Origin of the sequence: Neorhodopirellula pilleata, from assembly GCF_007859915.1 — a bacterium.
GTDB lineage: Bacteria > Planctomycetota > Planctomycetia > Pirellulales > Pirellulaceae > Rhodopirellula > Rhodopirellula pilleata.
Window position 1 is genome coordinate 1 of sequence record NZ_SJPM01000018.1, and the last position, 11,896, is coordinate 11,896.

Sequence of the window (11,896 nt, forward strand, 5' to 3'; positions counted from 1 at the left end):
CACGTCTCGATGCCGCTGCGAAGTTGACTGCACAACGCACGTTGAAGCTGAAGTCTGGATGCTTCAGTACCGCCGCAACCACCCAGCCACGAAAGACCACCGCCATGCCAATTCGATCACGAACCAACACCAAGCCGAGCCCCCGGTCCGCCTGTAATGAACGCCAAAATTCAGCCAAAACCTCAGTCAGCAGTCGCTTGATTGAGGATTAGACAGATGTGAGACGCGTGCCTGGTTTGTAAGTTCATCAGCCATGTCCACAAAAAACTCAAGCGGTCGAATGTTTTCTGCTGTTTAAGTTCAATCGATCGCCAAGCCAAGAAACCGGGCAACAAAACTAGCAAAACCGCGACCGTTACGATTACGCCGAACGCTGCGAAAACGCCAAATTCACGCACCGCCGTCAATCCGCTAACGGCGAGTGATCCAAGACCGATGGCGGTGGTAGCCGAAGAGAGAACGCATGGTAGCCAGCCGATCTGAACGGCTTTTGCAACAGCGGTCCGATCGCCTGTATCTCTAGCCGCGTCCATGGTGTAATTGACTAAATGAATCCCCCCTGCGATGGCAAGCACCTGGATCAGAGGGGGCAGTACGATCATCAATGCCGTCATCTCGCCGCCGCAATGATGCAGAATGGACAGTGCGATCACTTGGCTAATGCATGACGTCGCAAACACGAGAATGGCAGCATAGAACGATTCGAGACATAAAACACAGACGCACAGCACAATGATCGACGACATCGGTGCATAGCGACTCATCGTCATTTCGCTAGCTCGGTCGACGGCATACCCGTCCATGATCGGCCCAGCCAAGTGCTGCTGCGAGTATTCGACTCCGGCGTATTTGGATGCCGCCAATTGAATTAGCGGGACTAGCCGTGTTCGTTGGCGCAGGCCTTCTTTGTTGAATGCGATCACGACCGCGGTCGTGGAATCGTCAGGACCTAGCAGTGATCCTGAAAGTCTTTGGCGGGCTTGTTGATCGCTCAGCCTCGTCGCGAAGTTTGAGAAGGTTCGATGGAGATCACGCCCTGAAACAACTCGATGAAAAAGCCATTTTCCATTCTCAAAAAAGCATGGCGATTCCCGCAGCGCCTGACAGAATAGATCAAGACTTGAGTTCTCAAGCGTGCAGCCAGGCCAACTGATGACAACAACGTCCGCCGCTCCAAATCGCTCGCTGAACGCGTCGTAATCGGCTCGTGGAGCGAAGCTGGCATCAACCCAGTCAAGCGGTGAATTTGCGGCTGGACGGAGTGCACCGATCGCTCCGACAGCAATCCACGGTGAAAGCAGTAACAGGTAGAGCAGAATAATTTTGAACCGTTGATGGTTCATTGTCTCATTCATGCTGCAACGCGAGGCCGTTGAGAGTGCTCCGAAGGAAGCGACGTCGGCGTCACTGGATCCGCAACGAGCGGCTTTTTGGCGAGTAGGCCGACCGTAACAAACGGATATCCTGGAACCGATCGCTCGTAAGCTTTGTACGGTTCGCCGATGAAATGTTCTAGTCGGCGATCCTTTAAGAAGCTCCCATAAAAAATATAGCTTGTCCAAATCGCGGTGAGAGCGGCGTGGTCGAGCGTCATCGTTGGCGTAAACCAGATCAGCCCAAGAAAGCTGAGGTAGACCGGATGTCGGATTAGCTTGTAGGCACCGCGCGGTCTAAACTCCCGTCGCGGTGGTTTCTGGTTTCGTAACCAATAGTAAAACGGCGTCCATCCGTTCTGGTATCCCAGGCCGGTCAGCGCTAACGAGTAAAAGAGCGCTACCCAGCAACCATAAAAACAAATGCGAACCAACGACTTCGTAAGGCCGCTCGCCTCCCAAAGAACGGTTTCGCTATTTCGCCATCCAAAGAACAACGCCAACAAGCTAACGCATGTAACAACGCAAAACGTGCTATCGTAGAATGCTTGGGGGATCCACCGTGTCAGATACTTGCGAGTCTTGGGTACCAGCATGACACTGTGTGAAAACGCGAAAAAGATCGCCAGTCCGCAGTCTCGCGCGATCCAATCGTCGTGAGACCGGCTGATCGCCCCGTCTCGAAGAAACCAAAACAGAAACCATACCGTAACGAGGAACAAGATCTGGTTACCGAATCCAAAACTCAACCCTGTCAAACGACGCAGCGTTGATGTGCTTGGCGAGTGTGAGATCGAGACATCCATTGTATTGTTCTCCAAGACGCGTTCGGCGTTACGATAGTTTAGGTTTTTCGGCGACGATCGCCCCGTACTGCATCGCGCCGCTTCGGTACGCATTGAGTAGCGCTTCGAACCCGTCGATAAAATCGACTTGTTCTTTGTCGAGGATCTTAGCGAGATGTCGTACGCCGCTTCGATCCACCCGTTGCTTGCAAATTTCCCAAGTACGGGTGACTCTCTCAGTCCAGTCGACGTTGTGGACGATTTTCATTCCGTGGTCAGTCATCCATGCGGCATAGTCGTCGCGAGTCGCCAAAGAAGGGCACACAAATCGCTCGCAAACTTCTTCGCATTGTCGGCGATGGTCTTCGCGCGTCGTGTCTTCGCCTTCGAACCAGACGCAGATCGCCATGCGGCCACCGGGCCGAAGCCACTGATAAGCTTTGCGAAAAAAATCAGGTTTTTCAAAAAGATGTTCGGTGCATTCCACACTCCACATCACATCAAAGCTTCCGTCTGAAAAGACAACTTTCTCGGCATCCTCGGCCAAAAACCGCGTACGCTTGCCGACTCGGTGAACCTTCGATGAAACGGCAGCCCAGCGGCGTTGCAGCGGACTGAGCGTCACCCCGGTGACATCGCACCCTCGCATCTTTGCTAAACGGATCGACGATCCGCCCATCCCGCAACCGATATCGACAACTTTGTCGTCGGCGGAAATGCCGGCAAGATCGGCCAGCGTGTCGGTTAAATTGCATTGAGCTTCATAGGGCGACTCGTCCCCGCTCCACAAGCCATGGTGGATATGAGGTCCCCAAAGCAAACGATAGAACAGCGTGCCGAGTTGGTAGTGGCTGCGTATGGAGCTTTTCTGTACTCCGTCGATCGAGATCATGTTGTTGCCGCAAAGATTGATTATTGACGCGTTGGAATGTCGGACATCGCGACGTTAGCTGTCGGAGCGACAAACAGATCGCCGTAAATCTTCAATGAGTCAGCTACACCGATTGCACCGAAGGCTTTCGAGTACGGAGTGATGCCGAACGACGTTTGTTTGATGACAAAGTTACCACGAACGTGCAACCAACCACGGGTCTGCTCGACTTCGACGCTGAACTCCAGCGGATGCGTCGTGCCGTGTAGTGTGAAGTTGCCCTTGAGTTCGTAGATGGGCAATCCGTCCGAACCGGTTTGGCCGGTAGCGATTGCCGAAGCGACATCGAAAGTCGCAGTGGGATATTGAGCAACATTTAAGATCGCCGATCCCTTCATATTGTTGTTTACCGCCGAGCGTGTTCCCTCGTCGGTCGTTCCTTGCAGGCCGACGTACTTACGGGCAGCTTGCGTGTCGGCGTCGAAGGAGTTCATGTCGAAGGTGAGTTTTCCTGCATTCTGGTCCGCCCCCAACTCCAGTCTGCTGGACAACAACTTCGCTTCGACGCCGTGTTGGTGGCCGAGTCCTGTTTTATCAACGAAAACATAAACACGACTCGCTTGAGTCTGGACATCGCCCGGCTTGTAAGAAGGCGTGGTTGCGTCCTGGGAACAAGCGACGGGAGCGATGCTAGCGAAGATGATCCACGCCAACGCGATCGTTGCCACCACGTTGATCCGAGTGAGATAAGAATGGGAGCAACGCATATCAGCATCCTTTGAGATTTTGCTGGGTAAGATAGCGGGCATCGTCCGATGAAACTGCCGCGAGTCGCATTGTGAATGCAAAGCGGGTACCGAACCAAGATCAGTTGAACCGATGAAGGAAAATTCCGCGAGATTCGGCAACGAATTTTGTTCCATGGGTTTCCTCACGTAGTTATTTTTCCTCCCGTGGATAGATACTGTCCACTGTGCTGGACAGACTTTTTCACCTTGGCAGCACCGGCATCGAGACGTCGCTGTTCACCTGACGGGTCGAGGTGCAGGATTCCCAGACCGGTGTCAAACTGCCGACTCGCTTCTCCAGTTCTTGGATCGATCTGTTACCAAGTATCTGGTTCAGAGTGGAGCGATAGATCGATTCATGAAAGATCCGCCTCAACGAGCCGTGGACTTCAAAAGCATGATGAACCACTTCGTACGCGACCTTGCCAAACTCATCTTGGCAGTAGTGCCGCAGCGGGACAGATGTTGTAATTAGGATGGGGATAAATTGGGCAAGAAGATGGTGGGGAAGAAAAATGCAAGTTAACAAATTTGTTTCCCATCATCTCTGTCCCCATCCTTTTGCCCTTTTTTCGCTGTCTTGCGAGTACTCCGATGATACGTAAGTTTTCTATCTACACTGTTTCCGCCTGTTCGATAATGTTCTTGTTTGCTGTTGTGGCTAAACGTGTCGATGCACAGCAAGAAATCGAAAAGCGATTCGAGCAACTCGATGACAATCGCGATGGAAAAGTCACGCCGGATGAGTTGCGTCAGCCGGCTATTTTCAAAGCCCTCGACATGGATGGCAACGGCGAGATCACAAAAGAAGAAGCCACGCGAGCTGCCTTGCGCGGTCGATTGAAAAATGCAATTGGCGGAGCCATGGGAAGGAACAACTCGAACGACGAGGTTGTTCCAGCCGAGCCAGCAAAGTCACTTGACGCTCCGGTTCGCCAAGGACCGAAGCTGATCACTCCCGGAGAGCACGGCATCGGTCGCTTCGTCCCTGACTTCGAATTTGCGGATCTTGAGGGGGTAACGAAGAAGCTTCACGGCGACTCCAAAAGCGAACTGACAGTCATCGCGTTTAATCGAGACGGGCAAAACGATGTTAGGGCAGAAAAATGAAATCCAGCAAACAGGAATCAAGAATGAATCGAATGTTGTCAATCATCTTTATCTTTTTGCCCACCCATCTTTTTACTTTATCTCTTGTCGGCTTTGTGACTGCCGCTGAGAAACCCAACATCATCATCTTCTTCGCGGACGACCTTGGTTACGCTGATATTGGTGTCTACGGATGCAAAGATATTCCAACACCTCACGTTGATGCGATCGCCAACAGCGGCGTGCGGTTCACCGACGGCTACGCGACGCATCCGGTCTGCTCCCCCTCGCGTGCCGACTTGATGAGCGGGATGTACCAGCATCGCTTTGCCGGGTAGGACCAACGGCCCGGCCGTTTGTTCGTGTCGCTAGCAAACGGCCTGGCCTTCGGCCCTAAGACGCTCTCGCGATACTCGCTAGAAGTCGGAGCCAAGCCGGCATGCGGAACAAAAACAAATCTTGGAAAGTTCGCGTCAATACCGACCTTTTAGCAGGCCAGTTGACTATACACTGGCGAATGGATACTACAAAAAAGAGGGAATGCCCCGAGGCTGTTTTTGTCTTTCAATAGGCCAGCAAATGCATCGCCGGAGAGGGTCAGACCCTTTTTCGGATAGGCTCTACATTTCGAAGTGGCGAACCGATGGCGTTTTGGTAAACTGTGCCGCCACATGCGAATCTATCAATGCGTGTGTCATTGCCATTTCACTCTCTCAATCGGTTTCACCATGCTGCTTACGTCTCTTCGACTCGTTTTCGTACTGTCAATTGTCTCAATTGGTTCGCTTGCGGTCGCAGCGGACGGCCAGTGGAAGTCCTTGTTCGATGGTAAAACCATGGAAGGATGGGAGATGATCGGCGGTGATAAAAGTCAGTGGGAAGTCAAAGACGGGGCGCTGAGTGGGTCCGGGCAAGCCTCGATGCTAGTTAACACGACGAAGGCGTATAAAAACTTTCGCTATCGTGCGGAGATCAAGATCAGCGACGGCGGTAATTCCGGAATGTATTTTCGCACGACGCGACGCCCCGGTTTCGCCGACGGTTACGAAGCACAAATTGATAGCACACACACCGATCCGATCCGTACCGGCTCGATCTATGGAATGTGCCATGTGTACAAAGAGCTCGTGAAACCCGACACTTGGTTCACGTACGAAATCGAAGTTCGTGATGACGTTTGGCGTGGACGCGAGATGACGCGGATCAAAGTCACCGTCGATGGCGATGAGCTTTATGAGTACCTGGATTTTGCATTGACTTTCAAGGAAGGTCACTTCGCCTTCCAACATCATGATCCGGGCAGCATCGTGCACATCCGCAAAGTGGAAGTTATGGAACTCCCTTGATCCGGCTACGAGGTCAAAACTGAACCCCGGCTCTCGATCAGCTGTTGATCGAGTGAACCGACGGCGCTAGCGGCGTGTTGATTTAATCGTAACCCGAAGCGTGAGCGAGGGATTGAGCGCCATTAAGTCCTTTGTATGTATCCCTCGCTCACGCTTCGGGTTTCAATGAGGACTAAATCAACAGCCCGCTAGCGGCGTGTTGATTTAATCGTAACCCGAAGCGTGAGCGAGGGATCTTAGTGGCATTGAATCCTCTGTTAGTATCCCTCGCTCACGCTTCGGGTTACGATGGGAACAAAGAGCCAATCGTTGCAGTGCTTGAAGTAGTATCAGTTGTCCCCTTTGAAAGAAATTTGATCGATGAAGAACCTTTGCATGAGTGCTTTTTTGACGCTCCTGATTGCTCCGACGGTACTCGCCCAAGACGCTGGTTTCGTGGAACTTTTCAACGGCACGGACTTGACTGGCTGGCACCAACGAAACGGGACGGCGACCTACCGCGTTGAAGGTGATGCGATCGTTGGAAAAACGAACGAAGGCAGTCCCAATTCGTTCCTTTGCACGGACAAATCTTACGGTGACTTTGAATTGACATTTGACGTCAAAGTGGATAGCCGTTTGAACTCAGGCGTGCAAATTCGCTCGCAAAGCCAAGGCGACAAACCTGAAGGACGTGTCAACGGACCGCAAGTCGAGATCTCGCTCGACAAGATGGCAGGCTACATTTATGGCGAAGCTGCCGGCGGATGGATGACGCCGGACGCCGATCGCAAACCGCATGATACTTTCCAAGACGGCCAGTGGAACTCGTATCGTATTGTCGCGAAAGGCCCGCTGATTCAAACTTGGATTAACGGCACGCCGATTTCTGACCTGACGCACGAAGAACGTTACCGGTCGCATCCCAAAGGGTTCATTGGCTTACAGGTCCATGGAATCGGTGCCGGTCAAGGTCCATACGAAGTCCGCTGGCGAAACCTGCGAATCCGTGAGATCTGAGCAAACTCTTCGGTGAGAACGGATTCCCAAGCAACCCACAGGCAAGACCCGCGATGCGACCGATCGTTCAGATATCACTCGACCTGACCAACATCGACGAGGCGTTGGAAACGGCCCACCTTGCGATGCGTGCCGGCGTGGATTGGCTTGAGGCTGGTACCCCGTTGATCCTTGCGGAAGGCCTGCACGGGGTACGCGCGTTGCGAGCCGCGTTTCCCCAGACGCCGATAGTGGCCGATCTGAAGACCATGGACGGCGGGTACCTCGAGGCCGAGATGATGGCCAAGGCCGGCGCGACTCATGTGGTCGTGATGGCTCGCGCCCACGAGGAAACCATTCGCTGTGTCGTCAAGGCCGGTGCTGATTTTGGATGCCAGGTGATGGGCGACAACATGGTTTGCGAAGACATGGTCGCCGGCGCAAAGTGGCTTGAAGATCTCGGCTGTGATTTCGTGATTCACCACATCGGTTACGACGAGCGTCGTGGGATCGCGGCGAGGGGCGAACGAATGCCAAGCCCGCTCGACCGACTTCGCGAAGTCGTCGAGGCGGTGAGAATCCCCGTTCAAGCCGTCGGTGGCCTCTCGCTCGAACAGGCGATCGAGTGTCCAAAGTACGGTGCTCCGCTCGTCGTCTTGGGGGCACCGCTGACGATCGATGCGGATGCTTTCAAAACAGCCGACGGAGACCTGGAAGCGTCGCTCCGAATGATCTGTGATGCCGTTCACGAACAAAAGGTAGGATCATGAAATCAGCCGCGGTTGTTAACTTCGCGCCCGAGAAAGGATGCGTCGAGATTCGCGAGATCGAGAAGCCAACCATCGGCCCCGACGACGTCTTGCTGGAAGTTGCCAATGTGGGTGTCTGCGGCAGCGACTTACATCAATGGACGGCGGATCATTCTTGGCCGGTCAACTATCCCGTTGTACTCGGACACGAGTTCGGTGGACACGTCGTTCAGACGGGGTCTGCGGTCGAAGGATGGGCGGAAGGAGATCGCGTGGTTAGCGAGACGGCTGCCATCATTGACCAATGCAATCCGATGTCGCGTCGTGGCCTGTATAACCTGGACCCCACTCGCAAAGGATTCGGCTACGGCGTCGATGGTGCAATGACGAAGTACGTCCGGGTCCCGTCGCGCATCTTGCACTTGGTCCCTGATACTCTTCCGTTCGAACATGCGTGTCTGACTGAGCCTTGCTGCGTGGCCTACAACGCGGTGGTTCGCAATGCAAGGATCGAACCGGGTGACCGAGTCGTCGTTCTCGGTCCGGGAACGATTGGCATCCTATGCGCGGCGATGGCTCGTTTATGCGGAGCCCAGGTGGCACTGGTTGGTTTGGAATCGGATCGGCATCGTTTGGCGATTGCCAGCGACCATTACGGATGCGAACAAATCGTGGGCGATCCGATCGATTGGGCACGCCAGCGAGACGGGCTTGGATGCGACGGTGTAATCGATGCGGCTGGTGCCAGCGTGACGCTGAAGATCGCCATGGACATCGTCCGTCCCGCCGGATGGATCAGCAAGGTCGGTTGGGGACCGCAACCTCTGAATTTTAATCTCGACCCGTTGGTCCAGAAAAATGTCACACTCCAGGGAAGCTTCAGTCATAATTGGCCGATCTGGGAACGGGTGTTGGCCCTGCTGGCAGGTGGCCAGCTCAACGTCCAGCCGATCATTGGCGGTGTCTGGCCGATCGATCAGTGGCACGATGCGTTTAAGAAAATGCACAAGGGCGATGTGGTTAAGTCCGTCCTGAAGCCGTTGTAAACATTGATCTATCGCGTCTTTTCCAGATTCAACCATTTAACGTTTTCTTTATTTAATACCGTATTAGGAAGTCATTGATGATTCGTCGTTTTTCTCGGGCTGGATTGTTTCTTTCGATCGCCTTGGCTAGCCAAATGGCGATTGCAGATGTCACTCTCCCTAACATCTTCAGCAACTCGATGGTCCTGCAACGTGACCATTCCAACAAAATTTGGGGGAAGGGGGAGCCCGGTGAATCCATCACTGTGACCATCGATTCTCAGAAACATTCCACGTCGGCAGATGACGCGGGTCAGTGGAGTGTGTCGCTCGATCCGATGGAGGTTGGCGAACCGAAAGAACTAGTCGTTCAAGGCAAAAATGAGATCCGATTGACCGACGTTCTTGTGGGTGAAGTTTGGATTTGTTCGGGACAATCGAACATGCAATGGTCGGTTTCCGCCTCGAATAACTTCGCACTCGAGCAAGCCGCCGCAGGCCATCCGAATATTCGAATGATCAACTTTCCACAGGTCGGAACACAAGATCCCATTTGGTCGCACAACGATCGAAAATGGATGGTATGTAGCCCACAAACCGTTGGCGGTTTTTCAGCGGTTGGCTACTTCTTTGCGCGGCAACTCAACCAAACGTTGAATGTGCCGATCGGCATGATCAACAACGCCTGGGGCGGATCCGCATGTGAAGCATGGATCAATCGCGATACGCTCGCTGCCGACGAGCAATTCAAGCCGTTGATGGAGCGTTGGTCCAACAGTGAAAGCCGTTTTGCTGATCTATCAGCTAAAACAGATCGTAATGAAAACGAAGAGAAGGAGTTCAAGAATCTTGGCAATCAAATGCGTGGCAACAGTCGGCCTGGCAACATTTACAACGGCGTATTGAAATCGCATTTGGGCTACGGAATTCGCGGTGCGATTTGGTATCAAGGTGAATCCAACGCCGGCCGAGCGTACCAGTATCGCGAATTGTTTCCGCTGATGATTGATTCGTGGCGTAAAGAATGGGGGCAAGGCGACTTCCCTTTCTATTGGGTTCAACTCGCCGACTTCATGGGCGAAAAGTCCGAACCGGCTGAAAGCGCCTGGGCCGAACTTCGCGAAGCGCAAACGATGACGATGGAGAAGCTTCCGCACACCGGCCAGGCGGTCATCATTGACATTGGCGAAGGAAAAGACATCCACCCTCGCAACAAAGTGGACGTGGGAATGCGTCTGGCCCGCTGGGCACTTGCCAATGAATACGGGCTTTCGATCCCGTTTCGTAGCCCGCAATACAAGTCGATGGAGGTAACGGGCAACAAAGTCGTTTTGTCGTTTGATCACATCGGCAACGGATGGCGTCCGTTCGATGTCAACGAGTTGCGAGGCTTCACGATCGCCGGTGAAGACCATCAATTCGTCAATGCCAAGGCGACTGCCTTGCCAGACGGTCGCGTCGAAGTCTCGGCCGATGCAGTGCAGAGTCCTGCGGCCGTGCGTTATGGTTGGGCGGACAACCCGATCGTTAACCTATACAACAAAGACGATCTACCGCTGACACCATTCCGCACCGATGACTGGCCTGGCGTCACGATCAATTCAAAGTAATTAGCAGTCCTTCAACGAATCTTCTATGATCAAAACGTATCACCTGTTGTTCGCTTCCGTAGTCGTGATCTTCATCACGCCAATCGGGCAAGCGAACGCCGAACCGCATGCGCGTCCATTCGATGCCGCCGGTTCACCGCCGTTCGTTCGACTCGACGACGGGCCCGGCATGAATCCGCCGCTCGATGCCAATGGTAATTTTCTCGTCGGTCCGGAGTACTTGCCGGCTCCAGAACTCTCTGTCGTCGCTGGTGTTCCGAAGGGCCGTATTGAGCAGTTCACGATCGATTCGAAGGACACCGAGCTCTTCAATCCAGGAATTGCTCGCGAAGTCTTCGGTACCATTGATCCCAACAATCCCAAGACCTTGATCGTCGATACGCATGAGATCGACTACACGCGTCAGATCACCGTTTACGTGCCTGCGCAGTATGTGCCCGGCGGAGAGGCTCCTTTCATGGTCTGTCACGATGGTCCCAAAGGACGTCCCGACATGACGCTTCCTCGCATCCTGGACAACCTGATCGCTCAAGGTCGCGTTCCGCCACTGATTGCCATCATGGTCGCCAACGGCGGTGGCGATGCGCAGGGTCACCAGCGGGGGAAAGAGTACGACACGATGTCCAGCATGCTTGCCGATTACATCGAAGCTGAGGTACTACCAAGGGTCGAAAAACAATGTAACGTCAAGCTAACCAAAGACCCCGACGGTCGTGCCACGATGGGGAACAGCTCAGGCGGATCAGCCGCATTGATCATGGCTTGGTATCGCACGGATTTGTATCATCGCGTGCTGACAACATCGGGCACGTTCGTGAACCAGCAGTGGCCCTTCAATCCCGAGACGCCCGACGGAGCCTGGGGCTTCCACAACAAGCTGATCCCTGAAACACCCAAAAAGCCCATTCGATTGTTCATGGCCGTTGGAGACCGTGATAACTACAACCCGAACGTGATGCGTGACGGCATGCACGACTGGGTCGAGGCCAACCATCGCATGGCAAAGGTGCTCCAAGCCAAAGGTTATGAGTATCAATATCTGTATTGTCAAAACTCCGGCCACGGAGTGCGAAACGCGAAAGAACAGTTCCTACCTCACGCGATCGAATGGGTATGGCACGGTTACCAAGCGAAGTCGAGTTCGCAATAATGACTTCGTGTCAGTTCCAGCTCCTCGTGGTGAGTCCGGATAGAAAATAGCGGTTAGCGAAGCCAGCTGACGGCGCTAGCGGGCTATTGATTTTGTCTGCATTTCAATCCCTCGCTGACCGGCGTGTTGATT

At 53.6% G+C, this 11,896-nt stretch carries 12 protein-coding genes; 8 read left to right on the forward strand and 4 right to left on the reverse strand.

Going from position 1 to position 11,896, the window contains the following annotated elements:
- Positions 1–182: 182 nt before the first annotated feature.
- The 4 genes from Pla100_RS26360 to Pla100_RS26375 are packed head-to-tail and all read right to left on the reverse strand — an operon-like array spanning position 183 to position 3,796.
- Positions 183–1,343: an MMPL family transporter gene (locus tag Pla100_RS26360; RefSeq protein WP_197168253.1), complete on the reverse strand. Its 1,161-nt coding sequence runs from the start codon at positions 1,341–1,343 to the stop codon at positions 183–185.
- A gap of 8 nt (positions 1,344–1,351) precedes the next feature.
- Entirely contained in the window at positions 1,352–2,179 is an 828-nt protein-coding gene (locus Pla100_RS26365) for a methyltransferase family protein (RefSeq protein WP_197168254.1), read from the reverse strand.
- 28 nt (positions 2,180–2,207) lie between these two features.
- Positions 2,208–3,050, reverse strand: coding sequence for a methyltransferase domain-containing protein (locus Pla100_RS26370; protein WP_146581695.1), 843 nt, complete (start codon positions 3,048–3,050; stop codon positions 2,208–2,210).
- A 20-nt stretch (positions 3,051–3,070) separates the two neighbouring features.
- Positions 3,071–3,796, reverse strand: a complete 726-nt coding sequence (locus Pla100_RS26375; protein WP_197168255.1) for a YceI family protein — start codon at positions 3,794–3,796, stop codon at positions 3,071–3,073.
- Between the two features lie 615 nt (positions 3,797–4,411).
- On the opposite strand from Pla100_RS26375, the gene Pla100_RS26380 reads away from it, so the two are divergent.
- The 8 genes from Pla100_RS26380 to Pla100_RS26415 all read left to right on the forward strand — a co-directional run bounded on the left by Pla100_RS26380 (position 4,412) and on the right by Pla100_RS26415 (position 11,764).
- Positions 4,412–4,927, forward strand: a complete 516-nt coding sequence (locus tag Pla100_RS26380; RefSeq protein WP_146581699.1) for an EF-hand domain-containing protein — start codon at positions 4,412–4,414, stop codon at positions 4,925–4,927.
- Positions 4,928–4,959: 32 nt separating this feature from the next.
- Positions 4,960–5,244, forward strand: coding sequence for a sulfatase family protein (locus Pla100_RS26385; RefSeq protein WP_146581700.1), 285 nt, complete (start codon positions 4,960–4,962; stop codon positions 5,242–5,244).
- A gap of 390 nt (positions 5,245–5,634) precedes the next feature.
- On the forward strand, positions 5,635–6,252 hold the full coding sequence (locus tag Pla100_RS26390; protein WP_231603641.1) for a 3-keto-disaccharide hydrolase: 618 nt from the start codon (positions 5,635–5,637) through the stop codon (positions 6,250–6,252).
- Positions 6,253–6,627: 375 nt separating this feature from the next.
- Positions 6,628–7,251 carry a 3-keto-disaccharide hydrolase gene (locus Pla100_RS26395; RefSeq protein ID WP_231603643.1) on the forward strand — a complete coding sequence of 208 codons (624 nt, stop codon included), beginning with the start codon at positions 6,628–6,630 and terminating at the stop codon, positions 7,249–7,251.
- 53 nt (positions 7,252–7,304) lie between these two features.
- Positions 7,305–8,000, forward strand: a complete 696-nt coding sequence (locus tag Pla100_RS26400; protein ID WP_146581706.1) for an orotidine 5'-phosphate decarboxylase / HUMPS family protein — start codon at positions 7,305–7,307, stop codon at positions 7,998–8,000.
- The gene (locus Pla100_RS26405; RefSeq protein ID WP_146581709.1) at positions 7,997–9,025 is read left to right on the forward strand and encodes a zinc-binding dehydrogenase; all 1,029 of its coding nucleotides are present in this window, start codon (positions 7,997–7,999) and stop codon (positions 9,023–9,025) included. The genes Pla100_RS26400 and Pla100_RS26405 overlap by 4 nt, the downstream gene beginning before the upstream one ends.
- Before the next feature lie 77 nt (positions 9,026–9,102).
- The gene (locus Pla100_RS26410) at positions 9,103–10,614 is read left to right on the forward strand and encodes a sialate O-acetylesterase (protein WP_146581711.1); all 1,512 of its coding nucleotides are present in this window, start codon (positions 9,103–9,105) and stop codon (positions 10,612–10,614) included.
- A gap of 25 nt (positions 10,615–10,639) precedes the next feature.
- A complete protein-coding gene (locus Pla100_RS26415; RefSeq protein ID WP_146581713.1) occupies positions 10,640–11,764 on the forward strand; it encodes an alpha/beta hydrolase in 1,125 nt (374 codons plus the stop codon).
- The last annotated feature ends 132 nt before the right edge of the window (positions 11,765–11,896 follow it).